Raw genomic sequence first — 26234 nt, 5'->3', positions numbered from 1 at the left:
ATAGCTTTGTAGCTTCAAATTAAAGCAATGATTAACCCTTCGGCATCAGGTTGGATAGATAAATTTTTTATTGAACAAAAATTTTCAAAAGAAACTGTTTCTAAAACTACTGATTCATTTTATCAAAAAGTTAGAAGTACAGGTTTTATATACGGTCACATCATAATATTTGAAACCGTCAGCCCCATTGAAACAAAAGGGTGGTTTAAGGAAGAGATTTCAAAAGTTGCCTTATTAAATACTTTATACGATGTTTTTTGTTTGACTAAGGAAGAAATCAGTTCTGAAAATTTCATAAAAGAAACAGTTGATTTTTACAATCAAATGAACCCTCAGGGGTTTAATTTATTCAAAAAGATTCTTCCTAAAAATTCCCTTTCCCTTACTCTGGAAAAAATAATTGATGAACGCGTTCAAACTAATGATACCATCATCAGTAAAAATTTCTCCCATCTGGTAACGAATGCGCTTTTATTTATTGATGTTGTTGCTTTTCGTCAATATTTAATTCATGGAGTAATTCCTGAAAAATACTTAAAAAAAATTGAAGAAACGATTGTTAATATTGTAACCCTTGCCTTAAAAATTAAATCTAACAAATCCCAATATGATGATTTGCTAATTAAACTTTTTGAAGCGTCTATCCGTTACAGCAAATTTTCGAGAGTTCCTGTTCAAAATCTGGAAACGCTTCAACTGGATTATTTTACAAGTGAATTAGAAAAATATTACTTAATAGATATTGCTGGAATGGCGCTGTGGAGTGATGGAATAATTGAAAATAACGAAGCCTATTTTTTACATTCTTTAGCTGAAACGGTATCGATTTCTGATACCTTTGTTACCCAGAGCATCGAGAGCACTAATGAATTTATTATCAAATATAAAAAAGAAATCCCGTACTTCAATTACTCGAATCCGGTCAAACACTTTTATGACCAAACCACTCAAAGTGTGGTTACATTAGTAAGCCGTAACAAGAGCAGATTGATTAAGGAAATTGTTCAAAGTAAAGAATTAATGCTTCTGCTTGCGTATTCTACTCGAAGAGATTTGGATGAAAAGGAAAAGAAAAAAGTAAAAAAACAATTACTGGATATATGCAAAACAATTCCTTCTTTGACAATCTTTCTACTGCCGGGAGGAAGTTTATTATTGCCTATTTTAATAAAATTCATCCCAACTCTTTTACCCTCTGCTTTTAATGAAAATCTAGAGGATATCGAATAAAAAAATCGCCCGAAAGCGATTTGATCATATAAATGTTATTTACAATTCTTCCTCTAACCAAGCACGCATCATCCATATTGTTTTTTCTTGTTCAGCAATAAAATCACTCATCATTGAATTCGTTCCTTCATCATTTATTTCTGAAGATTTATTAAGAATTTCTCTTTCAATTTTTAATAAATGTGACAATGAATTTACAATTAAATGAATTGCTTTTTCATCTATCGAAATGTTTTTACCAACCGCCAATTGGCTATTTTTGATATAATCTTCAAAAGTATGCAGCGGGGTTCCGCCAAGAGTAAGAACCCGCTCAGCAATCATATCAATTTTTAATTGCGAGTCATTATACAATTCTTCGAATTTAACATGTAAATCAAAGAAACGCTTTCCGCGAATATTCCAGTGAATCCCTCTTAAATTTTGATAATATACCTGAAAATTAGCTAACAGCGTATTTAATTCAGTCACAATCAATTCAGTTTCTTTAACCGGCAATCCTAAAATATTTGTTTTCATGATAGTAGTTTTGAACAAATTTAAACAACAAAATAACATTTTACACTATAAACTAAATTGATTGTTTTTATATTTGTATTAGATATTACTATAAAAAATGACAATCACTCAACTGAAATATGTTTTAGCCGTAGCGGAACATAAAAACTTTACTCTTGCTGCCGAAAAATGTTTTGTAACACAGCCCACTTTGAGCATGCAAATTCAAAAAATTGAGGAAGAGTTAAGTATTCAAATATTTGACCGGACAAAAAAACCAATCCAGCTTACAGATATTGGACAAAAAATTGTTAATCAGGCTAAGAACATTGTTAACGAAGCAGATAGAATTCAAGATATTGTAGAGCAACAAAAAGGTTTTATTGGAGGTGAATTCAGATTAGGAATAATTCCTACTATTATGCCAACATTATTACCCATGTTTTTGAATAATTTCATCAAAAAATATCCAAAAGTAAAGCTCATTATTGAAGAATTAAACACGGCTGAGATTATTACAAAACTTAATAATGGCCATCTTGATGCAGCAATTGCGGCAACACCTTTGATGGAAGAAAAAATCAAAGAAATTGTTTTATACTTTGAACCTTTTGTCGCCTACATTCCAGAAAGTCATCATAATTTTCAGAAAGAAGAAATAGAAGTTTCTGATTTAAACTTAGATGAAATCCTATTATTGCAAGATGGACATTGTTTTAGAGAAGGGATTTTAAACTTATGTAAAAGTGCCGGTAAGAATGAAATGAATCACTTTCAAATACAAAGCGGAAGTTTTGAAACTTTAATAAAATTGGCCGATGAAGGTTTGGGAACCACATTGCTTCCTTATTTACATACCTTAGATTTAAAAGAATCCGACAAAATGAAATTACGCCATTTTAAGGAGCCAAAACCTGCACGGGAAGTCAGCTTAATTTTTCCTAAAAGCGAACTTAAAATTCAGATAATTGATGCACTTAGAAGCACAATTGCAGGAGTCGTAAAAGGTGCAATTGTTTTTCAAAATGTCCAAATTATAAGTCCACTTCAAAAAAAATAAAAAAAGGAACCAATTTTGGTTCCTTTTTTTTATGAATTAACGATAAGCAAACATTGTTTTAATTCTGGTTTTCCAATTGTAAAACTTAGTAACCATTCTCGCAATTGCTCCATTTCGTATGGTAATAACGTTTTAATTGCTTTTTCTAATTCTTTGCAAAAAAGCATCGGGTCAAAACTTACTCTTTCAAGCACTGATTTTGTGTAATCGAACATAATTTTCGACATAATAAATTAAGATTTGAGTTATCAATTTTTATTAACTATTGTAAAAGTACATTTTTAAAATACACAACATAACAAATTAACGTTCTTTTTTGTATTTTATTTTCTTTAAAAGAAAGTATATTTTTAAACACAAAATTTAAATTTTTCTATTTCTTTCTAGCACGAAACATTTCTCTTTTGCCCGGAGGCCCTGCTAATTTCTCCACTGTAAAACCTACTTCTATCATACTCCTTTTAACTACTCCTCGCGCAGCATAAGTAACCAGTACACTATTGGGCTTAAGTGCGTTATACATTTTTTCAAAAATGGCTGTACTCCACAACTCAGGCTGAACCCGATAACCAAAAGCATCAAAATAGATCAAGTCAAATTTTTCAAAATCATCTATTTCTTCAAAAAATTGTTTCCTTTTAGTTAAAGTAAAATCATCCCTTAAAACAATCTTTTCTTCCCAATTACTTTCATGTATTTTTTTAAATACAGGACTTTCATTACTGGCATTCAGTTCATCCACATAATTCATCGATACAACTTCCTCTGCTGATATTGGATAGGCCTCCACTCCCACATAATCGATTGATTGATTCATTTTGGATGCTTCTAAAAAAGTAATAAATGCATTCAAACCTGTTCCAAAACCTATTTCTAGAATTGAAATTTGCTTGTTTTGAAATAAAGACAACCCATTTTTGATAAAAACATGCTGCGCTTCCTGAATTGCTCCGTGTTTAGAATGATAGCATTCATTCCATTCCTGTAAATGAATCGTTGTAGAACCGTCGAGTGTTTGGATTATTTCTCTTTTCAAAATTATAATTTGAGGTTATTCTTTGTTTTATAGTTGTCCCAGATGGTCAAATTTAATCAAAACTAAAATGTAATAGTCTCAAAAAATCTATATTTTTTATAAATTTCATATAAATTGGCTCTATTTATTTCCATTTTTTAAAATATAAATAAATCACAGTTAAATGCTATAATTAATGGAATAATCATAAGTATTTCATTGATTTTTATTTAATTTTGCAAACATTAAACTTCGTTTTGTAAAAAAGCAACGATTTTAATACTCTAGCATATCACTTATAAAAAATAAAAATAAACAATACCTTATTATGAGTACAACTCAAACTAGCAAAATTGAAATAATTAAAGCTCCTACTTCAAAGATAAATGAAGTAGATTTTGAAAACTTAAGCTTTGGTTCTGTTTTTACAGATCATTTATTCGAATGTGATTTTACAAATGGGGAATGGCAAAAACCGGTCATTAAGCCTTACGCACCTTTTTTGTTAGACCCATCTACAAGAGTTTTTCATTATGGCCAAGCTATTTTTGAAGGAATGAAAGCATACAAAGATGACAATAATGACATTTGGCTTTTTAGACCTGATGAAAACTATAAGCGTTTCAATACTTCAGCAGTAAGAATGGCTATGCCAGAAGTTCCTGAAGAAGTGTTTATGACTGGTTTAAATCAATTGTTACAATTAGATGAAGCGTGGGTAAAAAAAGGAAAAGGAAATTCCATGTACATTAGACCGTTTATGATTGCTACAGGTACTGGAGTAATTGCAAATCCGTCAGATGATTATAAATTCATGATTATTTTATCTCCTGTATCTGCTTATTATTCTGGTGATGTAAAAGTACTTATTGCAGAGCATTTTAGTAGAGCTGCAAATGGTGGAATTGGAGCTGCAAAAGCGGCAGGAAATTATGCTGCACAATTTTACCCTACTAACTTAGCTAATAAAGAAGGATTCCAACAAGTAATTTGGACTGATGATGCAACGCATACTAAACTAGAAGAAGCGGGTACGATGAATGTGTTTTTCAGAATCAATGACACTTTATTGACTGCTCCAGTTAGCGAAAGAATTCTTGATGGTGTAACTAGAAAAACCTTGATTGATTTAGCTAAAAGCGAAGGTATAAATGTAGACGTTCGTCCAGTTTTAGTTTCTGAACTTGTTCAAGCTTCTAAAAACGGAACGTTAAAAGAAATTTTTGGAGCTGGAACAGCTGCTGTAGTAAGCCCTATTTCTGGATTCTCTTATCAAGATGTTTATTATGACTTACCAAAACTTGAAAATCCAATTGCATTACAACTAAAAGATAAATTGACCAATATTCAAAATAAATTGGTAGAAGACACTTTTGGTTGGACTGTTAAAGTATAAAATCTAATTTTAGAATTATAAAAAAAGCGATTTTCAAGATGAGAATCGCTTTTTTATTTTATTTTTTTCTGCAAATTGAAACCTGCTATTTTTCCTCCAATATTTTAGAAAAGTCGGGTTTGAAATAATTAGGACCTTTCATCACTTTTCCATCTTCACGATAAATAGGTTTTCCATCTTCATCTAATTTACTCATATTACTACGTTGAATTTCATCGAAAACGGCTTCTATTTTATGTTGCAAACCATGTTCTATAATAGTTCCGCATAGAATATACATCATGTCGCCAAGTGCGTCTGCAATTTCTACCAGATCATTGTTTTGAACTGCTTCCAGATATTCTTCGTTTTCTTCTTTCATCAAGTTGTACCGAAGCGTGTGTTTACTTTCCCCTAAATTGGCCGTAGGAATTTCACTATGTCCTATTTTAAATGCGGTGTGAAATTCCTTAACGGAGTCTATTTGTTTTTGCATCTTTTTATTTTATTAAATGGAAAGCCAAATTAGTAACTATTTATAAACAATTAACTAAATTTGCCCGAAATAATTTAAACTATGTTTAGTCAAGGACAATTAATATTTGCAGGCTGTTTTTTTGTTGCTTTTGTTATTGCAGCAATTTATTCCTATCGAAAAGATTTAAGAGTACATAAAGAGTTTTATAAGGGAAATTACAAAATATTAATCGGTTTCTTAATTTTCATTGGGCTCCTATTTATGATAAAAATATTTTTCAAACGCTAAAACATTAATTTTTCAGCATAAAAAATGCCCACTAGTGAGTGAGCATTTTTTTAAAGATTAATTATACTTCTAATTTTCCAAAGGCAAAAATCCGAAGTTTTTAGAGTATTGCAACATTTGTTCTGCAAATGTTTTAGGTTGTTGTATTTCAATCGAAATAATTTTACCTGTTTTGTCTAATTTTGGAACCAATACCGGATTTACAAAACCGCTGTAGGCAGCCGAAGCAAATTGTTTGTTGCGTTCTAAAACTTCGGCGTGTAGTTTTTGATCTACTTTCACACCATAATTTTCCACTAATGCTTTACCTGCATTAAAATCTCCTTCTGATTTGATTCGTTGCACTTCCCTTAACAATTGTCCGAATAAATCGTGTAACTTTTCATAATCCGTAATATTGAAATAGGTTTTTCCGTTACGGGTGATTTTCTCTATAATATTGTCTTTTTGTCCTTTTTCAAAAACCCATGAACTCACCCACTGACGGTTTCTCATGTGCGCTTCCTCTATATTCGCACCCAATTCTAAACGTACTAACTGAGTCATTAATCCATTTCGGATGTAACTGTCATACGATTCCATTCCGAGTTTTTTCCAATCATCAACCAGTCCTAATTCCTGTAATTTAGGGTTGTACAAATAGTATAGTCCGACTAAATCTGCTCTTCCTTCTTCAAGTGTCGAAGCATAACTTTTCAATGATTCCTTTGGAGTTCCCACGCCAGGATTGATTTGTCCAGAAGCATGCCCCACCACTTCATGCAAAGCAGTATGCATCTTATCCCCTATTTCACCATATTTTTTTGCTAAAGCAATTTCTTGTTCGTCATTTGCAAATTCTTCTAATTTTCCCTTTCCGGCAGCTTTAGCGTACGAATCAATAATATTTCCTAGAGAAACTGATTTAGAACCATGTTCCGCACGAATCCAATCTGCATTTGGAAGGTTTACTCCAATAGGCGTACTTGGCGAAGCATCGCCTGATTCTCCCGCTACAATAACCGTTTTATAAGAAACACCAACCACGTTTTTCTTTTTATGTTCGGGCATTAATGGGGAATTATCTTCAAACCATTGGGCATTTTTGGAAACTACTTCCATTTTTGCCGACATGTCAAAATCTTTTATCTGAACGATCCCTTCATAAGAACCTCTATACCCTAATGGATCATTGTAGACTTCAATAAAACCATTGATATAGTCAATATTACCTTCGGTTGCGTCTAACCAAGCTATATTATAGTCATCCCAGGTTTTTAGACTTCCTGTTTTGTAATAACTGATCAATAATCCCAAAGCATCCGCTTGCTTTTTATTTTCAGCAACAGCTTTAGCTTTTTCCAACCAATAAACAATCTTATCAATTGCAATACCGTACATACCGCCACTTTTCCAAACTTTTTCTGTTAATTGCCCTTTAGCATCGCGAACTAATTTAGAATTCAAACCATACGAATACGGTTTCTTAGGATCCGGACTTGTTTTTTTAGCATAAAAATCTTCCGCTTCTTTTAATGAAATTCCTTTATCATAAAAGTTAATGGCCGAACCTTCCAACAAGCCTTTCGATTCATCAAGATTAACTCTTTTAGTATCAACATCATTAAAGATGATAGCAGCAATTGTTGGTGATAAAGCTGTATTAGTCGCTTTCATCAAGCTCGAAAAATAGGCTGCAGAGAAACTTGGCTTAATTTTATCACTCGAATAATGATGGTGAATTCCATTGGAGAACCAAACTCTTTTAAGATATATTTCAAAATTTTTCCAGTCTCCAGAAGTTTTATCTCCTTTGTAATTTTTATAAATATTCTCTAATGCTTTTCTGATTTTCAGATTGTATTTATAATGTTGGTCCCACATTATATCACGACCTGAAGTTCCTGCCTGAGTCAAATAATAAACTAATTTTTGTTCTTTTAGTGTTAGATTTTCCCAATCTGGAATTTGATACCGTAAGACTTTGATATCGGCAAATTGTTCTACAACATAATCGAAAGGAGCTTTCTCGTTGTTTTTTACTGCTATGTTTTTTGTTACTTGTGCATTACAAATAACAGAAACCGCAAGAGTCGTGAAAAATCCAGCAATTTTAAGTAATTTCATTATTAATATAATTTAGAGGTTAAAAAAATTATTATTTAACAAATGTACACATTCTTTGAATAAATAATAAAAACAACTCCTTATATTGTCGCTGTTTTGAAACAAATAAAATAATAGTTCCAATATCAAGCCAATATTTTTTTGGATTCTGAGTTAAATAAATAGAAATTGAGTTTAAAAAAAGTTGTTACGATGGCAGGAACTCAAACGCCCAGTTTTATAATTTTTTAATAGTTACCTTACAGTATTAATTAAATATCTAACTTTACAAGTTAAAACAGTATATTACCATGAGGATTTTAAAATATATATTTCTTTTATTATTACTTAGCTTAATTGCATTATCGATTTTTATTGCAACACAAAAAGGAGATTTTACTGTAGAAAGAAGTAAAGTGATTAATTCCCCAAAACCGGCTATATTTAATTATGTGAATGATTTTAAAAATTGGGAAGATTTTGGTTCTTGGGCTACAGAAGATCCTGAAATAAAAATAATTTATCCTCAACATACAATTGGAAAAGGCGGTTACTATTCTTGGGAAGGAAAAGATGGTAATGGTGATATGAAAACGATTTTCGTGAAGGAAAACGACAGTATCTCCCAAAAAATGAATTACAACGGAACTTCTTCAGATGTTTTTTGGAGTTTCAAAGACACTATAGGAGGAACTAAAGTAACTTGGAGAACAAAAGGGAAAATGAGTTTCCTTTTCAAAATTTATACTGCTTTTAATGGCGGTGTTGAGAAAATCATAGGTGGTATGTATGAAAAAAGCTTAGCTAACTTATACAAAACCTTAGATTATGAAATAAATACCTATTCAGTAAAAGTAGACGGGTTGGTAAAGAAACCGGAAACTTTTTATTTACATCAAACTTTTACCAGTAAAATTTCTAATGTTCCTAAGAATTTTAAAATTGTTGCTCCAAAAATCATAACTTTTTGTAAAAAAAACAATCTTGTAATTACTGGAAAACCATTTATACTCTATCATACTTATGATCAAATAAACGGACTTGCTAAAATATCTATTTGTGTACCAATTAAAAATCAAATTTTCACAAGTGAAGGAAGCGATCTTTATTCCGGAAAACTAGAAGCATTTGAAGCAGTAAAAACTACTTTAACTGGTGATTATTTCCATAGAGACAAAGCTTTGGATAAAACAACGCAATACCTTAATGCGAATCGTTTAGCCTCAGATGTGGCATTTTCACATCTTGAAACGTACTTGATGGGTAAAACTGAAATAAAAAATCCATCAAAATGGGTTACTGAAATTTATTACCCCATAAAATCAAACGTAGTACCTGTTAAAATCTATAAGCCGGCAGTTATAAAAGCCAATCCAATCCTAACAAGTGTACCTGCTATTAAAACTGCCGAACCTATAAAAACAGAACCGATTGCAAAACCGAAAGCCGCTGCAAAACTGAAACAAATTATAAAAACGGAACCAATTATAAAAAACCCAACCGCTCCAAAAAAGGAAGAAGAACAATCTGAATTTTAATATTTTTCTATTCTTAATTAAACCTATTTGATAAATTCCATTCTAACTGATAAATAATAGCTTTGCAAGAGGAAAAGGAATTCATCCAAAAACTATTGAACCCTAAAACGCAAAACCAAGCGTTTCAACAACTCTTACAAGATTATCAAAAACCGTTGTACAATCACATTCGTAATATTGTCTTGAGTCATGATGATGCTGATGATGTGTTACAAAATACTTTTATAAAGGTATTTCAACATTTGAAAAACTTTAAAGGTGACAGTAAACTTTTTTCTTGGATGTATCGCATTGCAACTAATGAGGCACTGACTTTTTTGAATCACAAAGCAAAAATTAATGGAATCTCATCTGAAACATTACAAAACAAAACCATTGATAATCTAAAAGCGGATGTGTATTTTGACGGAAATGAAATTCAAATAAAATTGCAAAAAGCCATTGCCATTTTACCAGAAAAACAACAATTAGTTTTCAAAATGAAGTATTTTGAAGAATTAAAATATGAACAGATCTCCGAAATATTAGGGACATCAGTCGGTGCTTTGAAAGCATCTTATCATCATGCAGTAAAAAAAATAGAAGCCTTTGTAACGGCAAATTAAACCTTTTATATTTAATTAAGTCTAATGAATATTATGAAAGCATTTAAATTAGAAAACGTCCCGAAAACGGAATCCGGATTTAAAACTCCAGATCATTACTTTGAAAATTTTTCAGCAAAAGTTTTACAACAATTGCCAAAAGAGGAACCAAAAGTAATTTCTATTTTTCAAAAAAGAAAGACAATACTAATGATGGTAGCAGCAATTCTAGTAATTGCATTGATGGTACCTATTGTAAATACGTATACAACAAAAACAAAAGAATTAGATTCCACTACATTAGAAAATTATCTGACCTATCAATCTAATATGAATCAATACGATTTAATAAGTGAGCTGGACACAGAAGATATTAATAAAATAAAGACTACCGTAGTCCTTGAAGACAAGACCGTTGAAGATTTATTATCTATAAATTCGAATGCTGAGAATCTTATGATAGAATAAAAATACCCTTTAATACTGAAATTGAATTTAAAAATACGACAATGAACATTAAAAAAATTTTACCGATACTACTCTTACTTTTCTCTTTCAATTTTTATGCTCAAGGCGAAAAAATGAAAGAAAAAAAAGAACAAATTAAAGTTTTAAAAGTAGCTTTCTTGACCACCGAATTAGACTTAACAACTAATGAAGCAGAAAAGTTTTGGCCAATCTATAACACTTTTGATGACAAACAATTTGAACTGAGACATCAAAAAATGAAAACTTTGATGAAAAGAATAAATGATGGCGGTTTAGATAAAATGACCGAAAAAGAAGCCAGTGCTTTTCTTGCTCAAATGGAAAGTAATGAAGAAGAATTATTTTTATTACGAAAAAAATTCACTGCAAATCTCAAAACAGTCATTCCAGCAATTAAAATCATAAAACTAAGAAAATCTGAAGAGGATTTCAACAGAAAATTATTGCAGCAATACCGAGACAAAGGCCCTAAAAAATAATGCTAAGGTGCTATTAATTCAATAAAAACGCCCTATTTAATGGTTCATTCTATTAAATAGGGCGTTTTTTATTTTTTAAAATTTAAGCGAACCATTTTGTTTTTACCGGCTGCTATAGCGGTTTGCTTATCTAAAAACCGAATCGTAAAAAGACTGGAATCAGTGGATAATTGTTTCCATGAATTACCGCTATCCGATGAATAATACAATCCGGATGCACCCACCGAAACTAATTGAGTTCCATTACTCTTTGGAACATATTGTACGCAGGACGCATAACCATACCCTTGATTTTCAGCTTTTAGTTCCCACGTTTTCCCTCCGTTACGCGTTGAGGCTTTGTTTGAGAAATTTTGGTTCAATACTTCATAATTCCCTCCGGCTATAAATCCATTTTTGGAATCATAAAAATCCACCGTGAAAATTCCGGTCATGGTTTTCCCTTGAACTATGGGTGTATCATACACTTCCCAAGTCTTTCCTTTATTGGGTGAGTAAAAAACTCTTGCTCTTTTTCCGCCTGTAACAATCCAACTCTTATTTCCTTTGACAACAATATTAGTGTTGCTTGCCGCAAAAGCCGCTTCACCCTCTATTATTTTTGGTAATTTATCGCAAGAGATTTTATTCCATGAAGCACCACCATCACGCGTTGTTATTATGCTAAGACAATTGCTTATTGGATCTCCAATAGCGATTCCTTCTTTATCATTCCAAAATTGCATACTATCGTAAAATACTTTTTCATGGTTTTCTTGATAAACCAAAATTGTTCCTGAGCCATCTTTAGCAATTTTATATAATAAAGCTGGATTTGAAACGTTAAGTATAAAAATTGCGGAAGCTGTTTGTGCAATGCTTCTGAATTCAAATTTCAAACTATCATTCCCAATATGGCTTTCATTTTTTTTATTTTTTTCTAAATCATAAAAACCAAATCTGGAATTATCCGCAGCATACCAAATTTTATTTGCATCAATTAGAAGGGCTCTAATACTCATTTTATCTTGAAATAAGGTGTCAATTTGAACAGACTTAAAGCCCGTGTTATTAGATTCACTAACAACACAACTACTTGTTTTACAAGATATAAAAATATTAAAAACCAATACAATCAAAATAATTTGCTTCATTTTATATGTTTTTTTCAAGGCTAATCTACAATTAAAAATGTTAATACTAATGGCCCCTAAATTTATTGGCATAGTAATTGGATATTGAAAAAATATTAAACTTAATAACATTAATTATGAAAACTAAAATACTTCTGTTAAGTCTTTTGACTTCTGTTTTCGCCACACAAATACAAGCGCAAGATAGGACTACAGTAAATGCAATGAATAACGAAATTAGTGATAATTTAGATTTACGCGCAGTTGCATCAATTTTTGGAGATTCAAGAGATCTTCAGGATTTTGAAAGACGGTTAAACGACCCACAACTTCAAATATCAAATTTAGATTTGAATAATGATAACGAAGTTGATTACTTAAGAGTAATTGAATCCGTAGAAAATAGAACTCACGTGATTATCATCCAAGCAGTTATTGATCAGGATGTATATCAAGATGTAGCTACAATCGATGTTGAGAAAGACAGATACAACAATATCCATGTACAAGTTGTAGGAGATGTGTACATGTATGGTCAAAATTACATTTACGAGCCTGTGTATTATAATACACCACTTATTTATGCTTCTTTTTGGGCTTCTAATTACCGTCCGTATTATTCAACTTGGAATTGGGGTTATTATCCTTCTTACTATTATGCTTGGAATCCTTTCCCTATTTTTAGATATAGAAACAACATCAATATTAGCTTGAATATAAACAACAATTACAATTATGTAACTTCAAGAAGAAGTAGTATTGCCATTGGATTATACAGTACAAGACGTTCCAATGGATATGAAAGACAACACCCAAACTACGCTTTTTCAAGAAGAAATTCTCAAGTAACAAATCGTTATGAATTAGACCAAAGAAGAGGATCGAGAAATGTTGGTTCTAGAAATGAAAATGGTTATCAAAACAGAACCAATTCTTCTAGGGATGCATCTTCACAAAGAAATGGAAATCAAAGAGATTATTCTCAAAACAGAACAAATTCTTCTAGAGAAGCAGCTCCACAAAGAGCGCAACAACAAAGGGATTATTCTCAAAATAGAGGGAATTCAGTGGGACAAAGAGCACAACAACAAAGGGATTATTCTCAAAACAGAGGAAATTCAGCTGGAGAAGCTGCGCCACAAAGAGCGCAACAACAAAGAGATTATTCTCAAAACAGAGGAAATTCAGCTGGAGAAGCTGCGCCACAAAGAGCGCAACAACAAAGAGATTATTCTCAAAACAGAGGTAATTCAGCTGGAGAAGCTGCGCCACAAAGAGCGCAACAACAAAGAGATTATTCTCAAAACAGAGGTAATTCAGCTGGAGAAGCTGCGCCACAAAGAGCGCAACAACAAAGAGATTATTCTCAAAACAGAGGAAATTCAGCTGGAGAAGCTACGCCACAAAGAGCGCAACAACAAAGAGATTATTCTCAAAACAGAGGTAATTCAGCTGGACAATCAGCTCCACAAAGAGCAGAGCAACAAAGGGATTATTCTCAAAACAGAGGAAATTCAGCTGGGCAAGCGGCTCCACAAAGAGCAGAACAACAAAGAGGAAATTCAGCCGGACAAGCCGCGCCACAAAGAGCAGAACAACAGAGAGGAAATTCTTCATCAAGAAACGATAACAGAAGATCTTAAAACACACTCTACTAAATAAAAAAGCACGGTTATAACAACCGTGCTTTTTTTTGTCATTTTATTAAATAAACAGCTCTAATTTATTTAAAAAGAGTAAATTTGATGAGTTTTTTAAAAATATTACATGAGCGCATCGCACAAAGACTTGCATACTAAATTAACATTAGGCGGGTTACTAGTTTCATTAGGAATAATTTACGGTGATATTGGAACGTCACCTTTATATGTAATGAAAGCCATACTTGGTGATCATATTATCAATGCAGATGTCGTTTTGGGAGGGATTTCAGCTGTATTTTGGACACTTACCCTACAAACCACCATAAAATATGTCCTGATTACCCTAAGTGCTGACAATCATGGTGAAGGTGGGATTTTTGCTCTATATGCCTTAGTCAAAAAAACAAAAATTCAATGGTTAATAGTCCCCGCTATTATTGGCGGAAGCGCTTTACTGGCCGATGGAATTATAACTCCCCCCATATCCGTATCATCTGCTGTTGAAGGGATTAGAACCTACTATCCTCAAATAAATACGATCCCAATTGTAATAGGCATTTTATTTGTATTATTTGCAATTCAACAGTTTGGAACGAAATTAGTCGGAAAATTTTTCGCTCCAATGATGCTTGTTTGGTTTGGTATGCTTGCCGTTTTGGGCTCGATCCAAATCGCACAGCATACTGAAGTTTTCAAGGCACTGAATCCATATTATGCCTATCATTTATTATCCATTCATCCGGAAGGTTTTTTCGTTCTTGGTTTTGTATTTCTTTGTACTACGGGTGCTGAAGCATTATATTCGGACATGGGACACTGTGGGCGTAAAAATATTAGAATTAGCTGGATTTTTGTAAAAATAGCTTTAGTGCTTAATTATTTTGGACAAGCAGCTTATTTAATACATCACGAAGGGGAAACATTACAAAGTTTAGGCGGTAAAAACGGAAACCCATTCTATTTGATCATGCCCGATTGGTTTCAACCTATAGGGATTATTATTGCCACACTTGCAGCTGTAATTGCTTCCCAAGCATTAATCAGTGGCTCATTTACATTAATAAATGAAGCCATGAGATTGAACTTTTGGCCCAAAGTAAAAATAAAATACCCTACAGAACTAAAGGGACAATTGTATATCCCATCTATAAACTGGTTATTATTTATTGGCTGTGTTGGAATTGTACTTCACTTTGAAGAATCAAGCAATATGGAACATGCCTATGGATTAGCCATTATTTTGTGCATGATAATGACCACTATTTTACTGAATTTTTATTTGATAATGAAAAGGGTAAAATTGTATTTTATCATGCCGTTAATTACCATTTATCTCATTATTGAATTTAGCTTTTTAGCAGCCAATATCACGAAATTTGCAGAAGGTGGCTATGTAACCCTTTTTATAGCAATACTTTTAATAGCTGTAATGACTATTTGGTATTTAGCCAAGAAAATCAACAAAAGCTACACTAAAATTGTTAAGATTGAAGATTACAAAAAGGTGCTTGTCGAATTAAGTAAGGATTTATCTATTCCTAAATATGCGACGCATTTAGTTTACATGACTAACGCAGGCCGAATTGATGAGATAGAAGAAAAAGTAATGTATTCTATTTTACAAAAAAGACCTAAAAGAGCTGATATTTATTGGTTTGTACACGTAAACATATTAACGGAACCTTATAAAACAGAATATAAAGTAACTGAAATTGTTAAAGATGATTTATATCGTGTTGACTTTAATCTTGGTTTTAGAGAACCTACAAAAATAAACTTGATGTTTAAAGAAGTAATTAAAGACATGGTTCAAAAAGGAGAAGTAGATATTACCAGTAGATATGAATCTTTGAATAAAAATAATATTATAGGTGATTTCAAATTTGTATTATCCGAAAAGTTCCTTTCTAATGACAGTGATTTAATTTGGCATGAAAAAATAATTATGAATTCGTATTTCTTTATTAAAAAATTAAGTTTATCCGAAGAAAGAGCCTTTGGTTTGGACAGTAGCTCCGTTAAAATAGAGAAATTCCCAATGGTGCTTCATGCTCCCGAAAATATTGGTTTAACAAGAGTTAAATAAGGATTTTTAAACCCTAATAATTCACAAAAACACTGTGCAAAAACAGTGTTTTTTTATGCCAAAAAATTAAAAAACAACATTCATTATTAAAAATATAACATTCAATCAATTAATAGTACCTTTGCACCTCAATTATTAAAAATGAGATTACACAGAAATTTAGTTTATACTACCATTGATGCTTTGAACGCCATATTTAATGAAGGCGAATATGCTGATAAAGTGGTAGCACGATCCTTAAAAAAAGACAAACGTTGGGGAAGCTCTGACAGAAAATTTGTTGCCGAAACCATCTACGAAATCGTACGCTGGAAAAGATTATACGCAGAAATAGCCGAAGTAAAAGAACCTTTTGACAGAGACAATCTTTGGAGAATGTTTTCTGTATGGGCGGTTTTAAGAGGCTTTCCTATTCCGGATTGGCGCCAACTGGAAGGAACTCCGGAACGAAAAATAAAAGGTCGTTTTGACGAACTTTCAAAAGTGAGAGCCTTAAAAGAATCTATTCCGGACTGGATGGATGAATTAGGAGTTAAAGAATTAGGCGAAAAAGTTTGGGCAACTGAAATTACAGCTCAAAATCAACCTGCTAAAGTTATTCTAAGGGTAAATACACTTAAGACAACAAGAGAGACACTACGTGCTATTTTGATGGATTTAAATATTGAAACAGAGACGCTGAAAAATCAACCTGATGCTTTGGTTCTAAAAGAAAGAGCTAATGTTTTCTTGACTGATGCTTTCAAACAAGGTTTCTTTGAAGTTCAGGATGCCAACTCCCAACTAGTGGCCGCATTCCTTGATGTAAAACCTGGAATGCGTGTTGTTGATACCTGTGCTGGTGCTGGTGGTAAAACATTACACATTGCTTCTTTGATGGAAAACAAAGGACAGTTAATCGCTATGGATTTGTACGAAAGCAAATTAAAGCAATTAAAAATAAGAGCCAAAAGAGACGGTGCTTTCAATATTGAATACCGCATCATTGACTCCACAAAAATCATCAAAAAATTATACGAAAAAGCAGACCGAGTTTTAATTGACGCACCTTGTAGTGGTTTAGGAGTTCTAAAAAGAAATCCGGACGCGAAATGGAAATTAAAACCGGAATTTATTGATAACATCCGTAAAGTACAATCGGAAGTTTTAGAAAGTTATTCTAAAATTGTAAAACCGGGTGGAAAACTGGTATACGCTACTTGTTCTATATTACCATCAGAAAATCAAGAGCAAATTGCTCGTTTCTTGACTACTGATATTGGAAAACAATTCAACTTTGTTAAAGACCAAAAAATCTTGGCTTCAGAATCTGGTTTTGACGGATTCTATATGGCTTTATTAGAACGTAAAGAAGCTATAGAAAAACCTGCAAAAGTTTAAGGTTTAAAGTTGAGCAACTAATAAATTAAGTTTAAAGTTTTAAACATTGAATATCATTCACAAAAAAGTCCTCGAAATTCGAGGACTTTTTTTATGTGATTATTTTCTAGCTTAATCTTTTTCTAACTTTAAACCTTAAACTAAAAAAACTCTACAATTTTTAATTAATCGTTCATTGAGATCAAAAACTCCTCATTATTCTTCGTTTTCTTGAAACGGTCATTGATGAAATCCATTGCTTCTACTGGGTTCATATCCGAAAGGTATTTTCGCATAATCCACATGCGTTGTAATGTTTTTTGGTCCAATAGCATATCGTCACGTCTTGTACTTGAAGAAGTCAAATCGATAGCCGGAAAAATACGTTTGTTGGCAATTTTTCTATCCAATTGCAATTCCATATTACCGGTACCTTTAAATTCTTCAAAAATAACTTCGTCCATTTTCGAACCAGTTTCAGTCAATGCAGTAGCTATTATACTTAATGAACCACCATTTTCTACATTACGGGCAGCTCCGAAGAAACGTTTTGGTTTTTGCAATGCATTAGCATCCACACCACCACTTAATACTTTACCTGAAGCAGGTTGAACCGTATTATAAGCTCTGGCTAAACGCGTAATAGAATCCAATAGAATCACTACATCGTGACCACATTCTACCAATCGCTTTGCTTTTTCAAGAACGATATTCGCAATTTTAACATGCTCTTGTGGTTCCCTGTCAAAAGTAGAAGCAATTACTTCACCACGCACACTACGTTGCATATCGGTAACCTCTTCCGGACGTTCATCGATTAATAAAACAATCAAATATACTTCAGGATGATTCGCCGCAATTGCATTGGCAATTTCCTTAAGCAACATGGTTTTACCTGTTTTAGGCTGCGCCACAATCATTCCACGTTGTCCTTTTCCTATTGGTGAAAACAAATCGATAATTCGTGTTGAAATGGTACTTTGCTTCTCCGCCAATTTGAACTTTTCTGAAGGAAAAACAGGCGTTAAATGTTCGAATGAAACTCTGTCACGAACCACTTGAGGATCGTGTCCGTTTATTTTTAAAACGCGTACTAATGGGAAAAATTTCTCCCCTTCTTTTGGTGGACGAACCACACCTTTTACAGTATCCCCGGTTTTGAGACCGAACAATCTGATTTGAGAAGTCGATAAATAAATATCATCTGGCGAAGCCAAATAGTTGTAATCCGAAGAACGTAAAAAACCATAACCATCCGGCATCATTTCAAGCACCCCTTCACTTTCAATAATTCCATCAAATTCAAAATCAGATGCTGCAAAATTGCTTTTCTTATTTTTGAAATTTGGATTTGGATTCCCGTTTCCATTACCGTTTCCATTACCGTTTTGATTTGGGTTTTGGTTAGGATTCTGATTTGGATTCTGCTTATGTAATTGATTTGGATTTATCTTTTTTACCGGTGTGGTAGGAACTTCGGTTTCCTCTTCAGTTGTTACATCTACAACCTCGATATTCTCTTTGGTTGCTTCTTTTACTTCTTCCTTATCCTTTTTTAAGGCAATTTTCTTTTCGTAGGCTGATTTATTAAATTTAATAATTTTACCCACTTTTTTCTCCGCATCTAGTTGTTCTTCTGCTACTGGAATAATCTCCTCTTCTTTTAGCATTGGTTCAACCGGAAGAATTTCTTCAACTGGAGTACTTATTTCTGTTGCAGTTTCTTCTTTTTCAAAAAGAGAATTTTTCACCGCTTTTTGAATAGCTACTTTTTTAACAGGGACAATTCGCGCTCTTTTGGGTTTATCGTCTTCAACGTTAGCTTCCTCTACTGAATTAACGTTAGAAGCCACTTGATGCTCTAAAATCTGACTTATTAAAGTATCTTTTTTTACACCGTTAAACTTTATGGTTTTAGCTGATTTAGCTATTTCTTGAAGCTCAGATAGCTTCATTTCTTTTAATGCAGAAATATCAAACATGAATGTTCTATGAGTTTAATTATTTTGGAAAATTGCAAAGATAGGTAGTAAACTTTTTTATTTTGAATCAACCGCAGTATGAAGTGCTTACGGTATTGTCATGCAATAATACGAATAAAATTTTATCATACAATAGCATTTTTAAAAAAGAAAATATATTTTTGTAGAACAAATCAAAACCATGATACAAAGAATTCAAACCATTTATTTATTTCTTGCTTTTGTAGTGACAGGAATTTTACCATTTTTCATTCCTTTATGGACAATGAACAATGAAACTGATTTTTTATTCATGCAAGACCAAGTGTATGTAATCTTATTTGGTTTAAGTACAACGCTTACTTTATTGAGTATGGTATCGTATAAAAAAAGACAAAATCAATTTGTTATTGGCAGATTGAACATAATATTAAATTTAATTTTATTAGGATTGTTTGTATATCGTTCACTAAACTTATCTGGAGAAACACTAGCTGTTTCGGAGAAAGGTATTGGGATGTTTCTACCTGTAGTTGCTATCGTATTATTAGTCTTGGCTAATAAGGCCATCAAAAAGGATGAAGATCTTGTAAAATCTGTGGACAGATTGAGGTAAACCTATAAACTTAATTATTAGTGCGAAGAAAACCCGGATGTAACAGTTCGGGTTTTTTTGTTCCTACAATATTATAAAATAATAAAAATCTTACTAATTAATTCGTTAAATTTTTATAAATTTGGTTCATAATAATCCCATTATGAAAACAAAAATTAGAATCCATTTAGCAGACGATCATCAAATACTTATTGATGGAATTAGTACTTTACTGCAAACCATTCCTAATTATGAAGTGGTGGGATTTTCTCTAAATGGAACCACAATTTATGATGATGTTACGAACAACAAATCTGATATTCTTGTTTTGGACATTAATATGCCGGAAAAAGATGGAATTGAGGTCATTAAAGAATTTGCCGAAAAAGGCTTTCCTTGCAAGATTATTATTCTTTCCAGTTATGATGATCTGAAACTGATAAAAGAAATAATGAAACTTGGCGCGAGTGGTTATTTAACAAAACAATGTGCCGGTGAAAATATCGTCGAAGCCATTGAAGCAATTTCAAGAGGAGAAGAATATTTCAGCAAACCAGTTAGAGAAAAAATCTTTAATTCTTTAACAAGCACTCCAAAACTAAACAAAAACGAGCTGGATCCAAATTCCATTTTGACAGGACGCGAATTAGAAATCATCACTTTGATTTCATTAGAATTCAGTGGAAAGCAAATTAGCGAACAACTCTTTATCAGCATGAATACTGTTGAAACACATCGAAAAAACATAATGAAAAAACTGGATGCCAAAAACACGATCAGCTTAGTCAAATATGCGATTAAAAATAATTTGATAAAGTCGTAAATTAAGCGATAAAAGTACTTTTTATGTCTCTATTCCGAATTAACATAATGTTCTTTTTACTCCTATTTTTTTTTAGTGCTCCTTCTTTTAGTCAAGAAAAAACGCGTTCCAAAAAAGAAATTAATCTATTAGCAAAAGAAGCTAGTAAATGTATGAAAGAAGGCAATTTTGAAAAATCGCTGGTAAAAGCTCGTATCGCTTTGCATTATGCCATCACTATAAAAGACGACAATCTTATAGCCACTATTTACAATACGATTGCTGCTAATTTTGATGAATTGGCTGAATTTGACAAAGCCTTTTTCTACTATAATAAAGGCTTATTTTATGCCAGAAGAACCAATAATAATGAATTAAAAAACTGGCTCTATAACAATTTAGGAAATATCTATTGCTTTGATAAAAAACAATATGTTAAAGGAATTGTCTATTACAAAAAATCATTAGAACACAGTAAAAAAACAAATGATTTTAGCCAAATAGTTTTTACAAAACTCAATATAACTTGGGCTTATTTTGACATTGGTCATTTTGATGCGGGCTACCCTTATTTAGAATATATAAATAAACACCACCAAAAATACGGTGATGAATCCACAATAGTTGCGCTAAATATGCTTAACGGTATGTATTATGGTTATAAAAATGACACTAAAAAAGCAAACTTATTTTTTCAAAATGCTATAAAATTTGGAAATGCGGGAGATGAAAAATCAGATTTATCCTTTTCACACCAAGAATATTCTAAATTTTTATTGAAAAATGGTGAATTTCAAAAAGCATATCAAAATTTGGCACTTTACAATACCATTACAGCTCAACTGAATACGGAAGAGAAACTCAAAAAAATCAATGTTGCGGGCATTAATCTCGAAATAGACGAATACAAAAGGGAGATTGACAAAATAGAAACCAAATATAAAACGAAACAGGAATTACTGCTAGAAACACAATCTAAAAACAAAAAAATCAGCATTATTGTGATTTCGCTATTACTTTTAATCATTATTCTTTTTTACATTTTATTTCAGAATACAAAACTAAAACAGAACAATAAACTTAAAGATTTACAAAGTAAAATCCAGGAAAACATAATCAACGCATCGATAAACGGACAGGAATTAGAAAGAAAAAAAATAGCTTCTTTTTTACACGATAACATTAGCGCTTTACTGTCATCGGCAGGATTGCATTTAAATGTTTTTACTTCGCAAAATCAATCTCCTCCGCAAGAAATACTAAAGACTAAAGCTATTTTAGTGGAAGCGCATGATAAAGTTCGTGATTTGTCACATGAATTGATGCCAACACTTTTAGCCCGTTTTGGATTGTTTTATGCACTGGAGGATTTATGTGAAAAAAACTCAAACTCTGTGATTGAATTTAAATATTCAAGTCTGGTACCTACAAAAACGCGTTATAATGAAGGATTTGAAATGAAAATTTATTTTATCATCAGCGAATTATTGAATAATATTACCAAACACAGTAACGCAAAAAATGCAAAGGTTACTGTTCAGGAAAACAATAAATCACTACAAATCCATGTCTATGATAACGGAAAAGGCTTTGATACCGCACATTTTCATAGCCTTGAAGGTTTTGGGCTCAATCAAATTCAGGCGAGAATAAACAATTTAAAAGGCAGTATTTCTATCGATTCCAAACAAAATCATGGAACATCAATTTATATCGTTGTACCAGTTGTGGAAAAATAATAGTTAGCCCTTTTTCTCCATTTCTATAATTTCCAAATCCTTGATTTTATCGCCGTCAATCACAAAACGCAACATCGTGCGCACCTGATGAAAACCGCTTTTTCCGGCTGCTCCGGGATTCATGTGCAATAAATTATGCTTTTTATCGAATATTACTTTTAAAATGTGCGAATGCCCACAAATAAATAATTTGGGAGGATTCGCATCCATCTCTGCTTTAATACTAGGATTGTATTTCCCCGGATAACCACCAATATGCGTAATCCAAACATCGACTCCCTCACACATAAAACGGTTGTGCAACGGAAATTCCAATCGGGCTTTTGTGTCATCAATATTGCCATAAACACAACGCAACGGTTTTAGTTTTTTTATGGTATCGGTCACGGCCAAATCCCCAATATCACCCGCATGCCAGACTTCATCCGCCTGAGAGACGTATTTTAAAATGGTATCGTCAATGTGGCTGTGCGTATCAGAAAAGAGTAATATTTTTTTCAAAACAGGTTTATTAGGAGCTATTTCCAGCTATTTGCTTGTATCTTTATATCCACCGAAAAGGCGAATAAAAAGGATACCGCTTCTATCTGGGCTAGGATTTTGTGGTAAAATTAGACAATCAAATTCCAAATAAAAAATCCATTTAAAACTTAACAAACTTTTGCACCAAAGGGAATAAAAATCATACTTTTTATTTAGAATCTGCGTAAATCTCTTAGATCCGCGTGCAAATATTGGCACGCGGATTCAGCAGATTCAGCAGATTTTATAAAATCTGATCTATTTAAATAAATTATTTTTTTAAGCGTTTGCCCTATTTACGCCATAGCGACTTCGTGACACAAAAATTAATAAGTATCTTTGTCACTTCAAAAAAAATCACTTGAGGTATTTCATAAAATTAGCATACAACGGAACCTATTATCACGGCTGGCAATACCAACCCAATGCTGCATCAGTTCAGGAAACGATGAACAAAGCGTTTTCGGTACTATTGAATACCGAGATTAGTCTTATGGGAGCAGGACGCACGGATACGGGTGTTCACGCTAAAGAAATGTTCGCTCATTTTGATTTTGAAAAACCATTTGACATTCCAAATTTAATTCACAAACTCAACTCCTACTTGCCCAAAGACATTGTTGTTTATGGCATTATTCCCGTTCACGACGAAGCGCACACGCGTTTTGACGCGACTAAAAGAACATATGAATACCGTATCAACACCTTTAAAGATGTTTTTTCGCAAGAGCAAAGTTGGTATTTCCATCAAAATTTAGATGTGGATTCAATGAACGAAGCGGCCAAATTATTGTTTAATTTTAATAATTTTCAATGTTTCTCTAAAGTGAATACGGATGTGAATACATTTGACTGTACAATTTTTGAAGCGTATTGGAAACAACAAAACGGTAGCCTTATTTTCACGATTTCGGCTAATCGTTTTTTACGAAACATGGTACGCGCTATTGTGGGAACATTAGTAAACATAGGATTGCACAAGATTACACTGGATGATTTTACTGCCATTATGGAAAGCAAAAACCGGGATAAAGCTGGTTTTTCGGTTCCGGCACATGGTTTATATTTAACCAAAATAGAATACGATTACATTACACAATAGCCCAGACAGCAGTGAAAATCCTTTTATGTTTTTTCTTTAAAAACATAAAAGATTGAAACGAATAGCTGGACACGAGCGAAGCGAACTGACGGAGTAAATACCTCCTGAAAACAATCAGGATAAATCCAAAAAACATGAAAGCAAAAGCATTTGATACCCGATTATTCAAACGAATATTACAATATACAAAACCGTACCAATGGCGTTTTAATGGTGTGATTATTTTTGCCATTTCGTTATCCATATTTGCTGCATTACGCCCATATTTATTGAAGCAAACGGTTGATGGTTACTTAAAAACCCATGATCAACAAGGATTATTGATGTATGTAATCTTGATGGGAGTTGTGCTTTTAATGGAGGTATTTTCGCAATTTTACTTTGTATATTGGGCAAACTGGCTGGGTCAGGATATTGTGAAAGACATTCGAACAAAACTATTCAAACACTTGTTGAGTTTTAGAATGAAGTATTTTGATCTTGTTCCCGTGGGGCAACTCGTAACGCGTTCCGTATCGGATATTGAGGCAATTGCCCGAATTTTCAGTCAGGGATTGTTTATGATTATCAGCGACTTGATGAAAATGGTTGTTGTACTTCTTTTTATGTTCTACATGAACTGGAAGCTCACCTGGATTGTAATTGTGGCTATGCCTATTCTGGTTTTCTTCACCCGAATTTTCCAAAAGAAAATGCAAGTTGCTTTTGAGGAAGTGCGTACGCAAATTGCCAATATGAACTCTTTTGTTCAAGAACGTGTGACGGGAATGAAGATTGTTCAACTTTTCAACAGAGAAGACATTGAATTTGAAAAATTTAAAAGCATCAATGACAAGCACAATAAAGCCTGGATAAAAACCATTCTTTATAACTCCATCTTCTTCCCTATTGCAGATATTATTTCATCATTAACATTAGGATTTATCGTGTTGTACGGTGGAATTAAAATATTAAATGGCGATCATTTTACCACTTTTGGAGATTTGTTTTCTTACACTATGTTCATCGGAATGTTATTTAATCCATTGCGTCAAATTGCGGATAAATTCAACGAAATGCAGTTGGGAATGATTGCGGCGAATCGTGTTTTTGATATTTTGGATACCCAAGATCAAATACAAGATACCGGGACGATTGAAGCGCCAATTTTCAAGGGGGATATAAAATTCGAAAACGTTCGTTTTGGCTATATCCCTGAAGAAGATGTGATTAAAGGAATTGACCTTGAAGTAAATGCCGGACAAACGATTGCTATTGTAGGCTCTACGGGAGCGGGTAAATCAACAATTATTAACTTGTTAAACCGTTTTTACGAAATCAACAGTGGCTCCATTTATATTGACAATCACAACATTGAACATTACACTTTAAGTTCATTGCGTACCCAAATCGCGGTGGTATTGCAGGATGTTTTCCTTTTTGCCGATACTATTTTCAATAACATCACCTTGAATAATCCAGCGATAAGCAGGGAACAGGTTTTGGCTGCAGCCAAAAAAATTGGCGTTCACGATTTTATTATGAGTTTACCTGATAATTATGATTTTGATGTCAAAGAACGTGGGGTAATGCTTTCGTCAGGACAGCGCCAGTTAATTGCTTTTTTGAGAGCGTATGTGAGTAATCCGAGTATTTTAATTTTGGACGAAGCCACGTCATCGATAGACACCTATTCCGAAGAATTGATTCAACGTGCCACAGAAACGATTACCAAAGGCCGTACTTCCATCGTGATTGCACACCGACTTGCAACCATCGTCAATGCTGATAAGATTGTGGTAATGGATAAAGGATTAATTGTCGAGCAAGGCACGCATCAAGAGTTAATCAACCGTGAAAGTGGGTATTACAAGAACTTGTATGATTCGCAATTTTCGGTAGCTAATTAGTTTTTTACCGCTAAGACTATAAAATTTTATTGCCGCTAAGACACAAAGGCGCTAAGTTTTTAAAATACAATTAAAAATTTGTGAATAGATGGTTAAAAATTAGATCCCTATATTCATAATACTGTAAGCGTTTTAAAAAAAATAGTGCTTTTTTGAAATTTTGTTAGTTTATTACTTTATTTCATTGAAATTTTCTCAAAACAGAATAAATCCTTAAATTCGCCCAATCAAATAATTTTAGTAAAAACGTACCTAAAATGAAATGAGCTTTTTGCAGATTCCATTTTTATAACTAAAAAAATAAA

The 26234-nt window shown here is 32.7% G+C and carries 24 protein-coding genes; 16 read left to right on the top strand and 8 right to left on the bottom strand.

Annotated elements, in window-relative coordinates; genetic code table 11:
* Nucleotides 1–27 precede the first annotated feature (27 nt).
* Nucleotides 28–1230 (top strand): LETM1-related biofilm-associated protein, encoded by a 1203-nt coding sequence (locus ACM55M_RS12530; protein WP_416858009.1) that lies wholly within the window; start codon nt 28–30, stop codon nt 1228–1230.
* Nucleotides 1231–1269: 39 nt separating this feature from the next.
* Here ACM55M_RS12530 and ACM55M_RS12525 read toward each other — a convergent pair whose 3' ends face one another.
* On the bottom strand, nt 1270–1749 hold the full coding sequence (locus ACM55M_RS12525; RefSeq protein WP_416858008.1) for a Dps family protein: 480 nt from the start codon (nt 1747–1749) through the stop codon (nt 1270–1272).
* A gap of 97 nt (nt 1750–1846) precedes the next feature.
* Between ACM55M_RS12525 and ACM55M_RS12520 the strand changes: the two genes are divergently transcribed.
* Nucleotides 1847–2788, top strand: a complete 942-nt coding sequence (locus tag ACM55M_RS12520) for a LysR substrate-binding domain-containing protein (protein WP_416858007.1) — start codon at nt 1847–1849, stop codon at nt 2786–2788.
* A gap of 29 nt (nt 2789–2817) precedes the next feature.
* Here the strand turns inward: ACM55M_RS12520 and ACM55M_RS12515 are convergent, their stop codons facing one another.
* Together ACM55M_RS12515 and mnmC2 are read right to left on the bottom strand one after the other, a co-directional pair.
* Nucleotides 2818–3015 carry a hypothetical protein gene (locus ACM55M_RS12515; protein WP_416835653.1) on the bottom strand — a complete coding sequence of 66 codons (198 nt, stop codon included), beginning with the start codon at nt 3013–3015 and terminating at the stop codon, nt 2818–2820.
* Between the two features lie 146 nt (nt 3016–3161).
* Nucleotides 3162–3824 carry a tRNA (5-methylaminomethyl-2-thiouridine)(34)-methyltransferase MnmC2 gene (mnmC2, locus tag ACM55M_RS12510; protein WP_416858006.1) on the bottom strand — a complete coding sequence of 221 codons (663 nt, stop codon included), beginning with the start codon at nt 3822–3824 and terminating at the stop codon, nt 3162–3164.
* A gap of 307 nt (nt 3825–4131) precedes the next feature.
* On the opposite strand from mnmC2, the gene ACM55M_RS12505 reads away from it, so the two are divergent.
* The gene (locus ACM55M_RS12505) at nt 4132–5199 is read left to right on the top strand and encodes a branched-chain amino acid aminotransferase (protein WP_416858005.1); all 1068 of its coding nucleotides are present in this window, start codon (nt 4132–4134) and stop codon (nt 5197–5199) included.
* An 85-nt stretch (nt 5200–5284) separates the two neighbouring features.
* On the opposite strand, the gene ACM55M_RS12500 is transcribed toward ACM55M_RS12505, so the two are convergent.
* A complete protein-coding gene (locus ACM55M_RS12500; protein ID WP_416858004.1) occupies nt 5285–5674 on the bottom strand; it encodes a pyrophosphohydrolase domain-containing protein in 390 nt (129 codons plus the stop codon).
* Between the two features lie 81 nt (nt 5675–5755).
* Here ACM55M_RS12500 and ACM55M_RS12495 point away from each other — a divergent pair, with 81 nt between their 5' ends.
* Nucleotides 5756–5944 (top strand): hypothetical protein, encoded by a 189-nt coding sequence (locus ACM55M_RS12495; protein WP_416858003.1) that lies wholly within the window; start codon nt 5756–5758, stop codon nt 5942–5944.
* 69 nt (nt 5945–6013) lie between these two features.
* Here ACM55M_RS12495 and ACM55M_RS12490 read toward each other — a convergent pair whose 3' ends face one another.
* The gene (locus ACM55M_RS12490; RefSeq protein WP_416858002.1) at nt 6014–8050 is read right to left on the bottom strand and encodes a dipeptidyl-peptidase 3 family protein; all 2037 of its coding nucleotides are present in this window, start codon (nt 8048–8050) and stop codon (nt 6014–6016) included.
* 290 nt (nt 8051–8340) lie between these two features.
* Between ACM55M_RS12490 and ACM55M_RS12485 the strand changes: the two genes are divergently transcribed.
* The 4 genes from ACM55M_RS12485 to ACM55M_RS12470 all read left to right on the top strand — a co-directional run bounded on the left by ACM55M_RS12485 (nt 8341) and on the right by ACM55M_RS12470 (nt 11119).
* Nucleotides 8341–9567, top strand: a complete 1227-nt coding sequence (locus tag ACM55M_RS12485) for an SRPBCC family protein (RefSeq protein ID WP_416858001.1) — start codon at nt 8341–8343, stop codon at nt 9565–9567.
* Nucleotides 9568–9629: 62 nt separating this feature from the next.
* Nucleotides 9630–10172: an RNA polymerase sigma factor gene (locus tag ACM55M_RS12480; RefSeq protein ID WP_416858000.1), complete on the top strand. Its 543-nt coding sequence runs from the start codon at nt 9630–9632 to the stop codon at nt 10170–10172.
* Nucleotides 10173–10205: 33 nt separating this feature from the next.
* The gene (locus ACM55M_RS12475; protein WP_416857999.1) at nt 10206–10619 is read left to right on the top strand and encodes a hypothetical protein; all 414 of its coding nucleotides are present in this window, start codon (nt 10206–10208) and stop codon (nt 10617–10619) included.
* Between the two features lie 41 nt (nt 10620–10660).
* Entirely contained in the window at nt 10661–11119 is a 459-nt protein-coding gene (locus ACM55M_RS12470) for a sensor of ECF-type sigma factor (RefSeq protein ID WP_416857998.1), read from the top strand.
* Between the two features lie 68 nt (nt 11120–11187).
* On the opposite strand, the gene ACM55M_RS12465 is transcribed toward ACM55M_RS12470, so the two are convergent.
* Nucleotides 11188–12252 (bottom strand): sialidase family protein, encoded by a 1065-nt coding sequence (locus ACM55M_RS12465; RefSeq protein ID WP_416857997.1) that lies wholly within the window; start codon nt 12250–12252, stop codon nt 11188–11190.
* Between the two features lie 116 nt (nt 12253–12368).
* Here ACM55M_RS12465 and ACM55M_RS12460 point away from each other — a divergent pair, with 116 nt between their 5' ends.
* From ACM55M_RS12460 to ACM55M_RS12450, 3 genes are all read left to right on the top strand, one after another.
* Nucleotides 12369–13874 (top strand): hypothetical protein, encoded by a 1506-nt coding sequence (locus ACM55M_RS12460; protein ID WP_416857996.1) that lies wholly within the window; start codon nt 12369–12371, stop codon nt 13872–13874.
* A 124-nt stretch (nt 13875–13998) separates the two neighbouring features.
* Nucleotides 13999–15960: a KUP/HAK/KT family potassium transporter gene (locus tag ACM55M_RS12455; RefSeq protein ID WP_416857995.1), complete on the top strand. Its 1962-nt coding sequence runs from the start codon at nt 13999–14001 to the stop codon at nt 15958–15960.
* A 141-nt stretch (nt 15961–16101) separates the two neighbouring features.
* Complete coding sequence (locus ACM55M_RS12450; protein WP_416857994.1) at nt 16102–17340, top strand: RsmB/NOP family class I SAM-dependent RNA methyltransferase; 1239 nt, start codon at nt 16102–16104, stop codon at nt 17338–17340.
* A 164-nt stretch (nt 17341–17504) separates the two neighbouring features.
* On the opposite strand, the gene rho is transcribed toward ACM55M_RS12450, so the two are convergent.
* Complete coding sequence (gene rho, locus ACM55M_RS12445) at nt 17505–19301, bottom strand: transcription termination factor Rho (protein WP_416857993.1); 1797 nt, start codon at nt 19299–19301, stop codon at nt 17505–17507.
* A 181-nt stretch (nt 19302–19482) separates the two neighbouring features.
* On the opposite strand from rho, the gene ACM55M_RS12440 reads away from it, so the two are divergent.
* The 3 genes from ACM55M_RS12440 (at nt 19483) to ACM55M_RS12430 (ending at nt 22416) form a co-directional block, all read left to right on the top strand.
* Nucleotides 19483–19896 (top strand): DUF4293 domain-containing protein, encoded by a 414-nt coding sequence (locus ACM55M_RS12440; RefSeq protein WP_416857992.1) that lies wholly within the window; start codon nt 19483–19485, stop codon nt 19894–19896.
* A 142-nt stretch (nt 19897–20038) separates the two neighbouring features.
* Nucleotides 20039–20698, top strand: coding sequence for a response regulator (locus tag ACM55M_RS12435; protein ID WP_416857991.1), 660 nt, complete (start codon nt 20039–20041; stop codon nt 20696–20698).
* Between the two features lie 23 nt (nt 20699–20721).
* The gene (locus tag ACM55M_RS12430; protein WP_416857990.1) at nt 20722–22416 is read left to right on the top strand and encodes a tetratricopeptide repeat-containing sensor histidine kinase; all 1695 of its coding nucleotides are present in this window, start codon (nt 20722–20724) and stop codon (nt 22414–22416) included.
* A gap of 3 nt (nt 22417–22419) precedes the next feature.
* On the opposite strand, the gene ACM55M_RS12425 is transcribed toward ACM55M_RS12430, so the two are convergent.
* A complete protein-coding gene (locus tag ACM55M_RS12425; protein WP_416857989.1) occupies nt 22420–22917 on the bottom strand; it encodes a metallophosphoesterase family protein in 498 nt (165 codons plus the stop codon).
* Nucleotides 22918–23299: 382 nt separating this feature from the next.
* Here ACM55M_RS12425 and truA point away from each other — a divergent pair, with 382 nt between their 5' ends.
* Both truA and ACM55M_RS12415 read left to right on the top strand, forming a co-directional pair.
* Nucleotides 23300–24040, top strand: coding sequence for a tRNA pseudouridine(38-40) synthase TruA (truA, locus tag ACM55M_RS12420; RefSeq protein WP_416857988.1), 741 nt, complete (start codon nt 23300–23302; stop codon nt 24038–24040).
* Between the two features lie 134 nt (nt 24041–24174).
* A complete protein-coding gene (locus tag ACM55M_RS12415) occupies nt 24175–25929 on the top strand; it encodes an ABC transporter ATP-binding protein (RefSeq protein WP_416857987.1) in 1755 nt (584 codons plus the stop codon).
* Nucleotides 25930–26234 lie beyond the last annotated feature (305 nt).

The sequence above is a fragment of the Flavobacterium galactosi genome, from assembly GCF_048158585.1.
Lineage (GTDB): Bacteria > Bacteroidota > Bacteroidia > Flavobacteriales > Flavobacteriaceae > Flavobacterium > Flavobacterium galactosi.
The sequence above is the reverse complement of the archived record's forward strand: the minus strand, read 5'-3'. Positions and strand labels throughout refer to the sequence as shown.

Coding starts and splice junctions, on each gene's coding strand:
- ACM55M_RS12530 (WP_416858009.1), top strand. CDS start 28: ATGATTAACCCTTCGGCATCAGGTTGGATAGATAAATTTTTTATTGAA.
- ACM55M_RS12525 (WP_416858008.1), bottom strand. CDS start 1,749: ATGAAAACAAATATTTTAGGATTGCCGGTTAAAGAAACTGAATTGATT.
- ACM55M_RS12520 (WP_416858007.1), top strand. CDS start 1,847: ATGACAATCACTCAACTGAAATATGTTTTAGCCGTAGCGGAACATAAA.
- ACM55M_RS12515 (WP_416835653.1), bottom strand. CDS start 3,015: ATGTCGAAAATTATGTTCGATTACACAAAATCAGTGCTTGAAAGAGTA.
- ACM55M_RS12505 (WP_416858005.1), top strand. CDS start 4,132: ATGAGTACAACTCAAACTAGCAAAATTGAAATAATTAAAGCTCCTACT.
- ACM55M_RS12500 (WP_416858004.1), bottom strand. CDS start 5,674: ATGCAAAAACAAATAGACTCCGTTAAGGAATTTCACACCGCATTTAAA.
- ACM55M_RS12495 (WP_416858003.1), top strand. CDS start 5,756: ATGTTTAGTCAAGGACAATTAATATTTGCAGGCTGTTTTTTTGTTGCT.
- ACM55M_RS12490 (WP_416858002.1), bottom strand. CDS start 8,050: ATGAAATTACTTAAAATTGCTGGATTTTTCACGACTCTTGCGGTTTCT.
- ACM55M_RS12485 (WP_416858001.1), top strand. CDS start 8,341: ATGAGGATTTTAAAATATATATTTCTTTTATTATTACTTAGCTTAATT.
- ACM55M_RS12475 (WP_416857999.1), top strand. CDS start 10,206: ATGAAAGCATTTAAATTAGAAAACGTCCCGAAAACGGAATCCGGATTT.
- ACM55M_RS12470 (WP_416857998.1), top strand. CDS start 10,661: ATGAACATTAAAAAAATTTTACCGATACTACTCTTACTTTTCTCTTTC.
- ACM55M_RS12465 (WP_416857997.1), bottom strand. CDS start 12,252: ATGAAGCAAATTATTTTGATTGTATTGGTTTTTAATATTTTTATATCT.
- ACM55M_RS12460 (WP_416857996.1), top strand. CDS start 12,369: ATGAAAACTAAAATACTTCTGTTAAGTCTTTTGACTTCTGTTTTCGCC.
- ACM55M_RS12455 (WP_416857995.1), top strand. CDS start 13,999: ATGAGCGCATCGCACAAAGACTTGCATACTAAATTAACATTAGGCGGG.
- ACM55M_RS12450 (WP_416857994.1), top strand. CDS start 16,102: ATGAGATTACACAGAAATTTAGTTTATACTACCATTGATGCTTTGAAC.
- rho (WP_416857993.1), bottom strand. CDS start 19,301: ATGTTTGATATTTCTGCATTAAAAGAAATGAAGCTATCTGAGCTTCAA.
- ACM55M_RS12440 (WP_416857992.1), top strand. CDS start 19,483: ATGATACAAAGAATTCAAACCATTTATTTATTTCTTGCTTTTGTAGTG.
- ACM55M_RS12435 (WP_416857991.1), top strand. CDS start 20,039: ATGAAAACAAAAATTAGAATCCATTTAGCAGACGATCATCAAATACTT.
- ACM55M_RS12430 (WP_416857990.1), top strand. CDS start 20,722: ATGTCTCTATTCCGAATTAACATAATGTTCTTTTTACTCCTATTTTTT.
- ACM55M_RS12415 (WP_416857987.1), top strand. CDS start 24,175: ATGAAAGCAAAAGCATTTGATACCCGATTATTCAAACGAATATTACAA.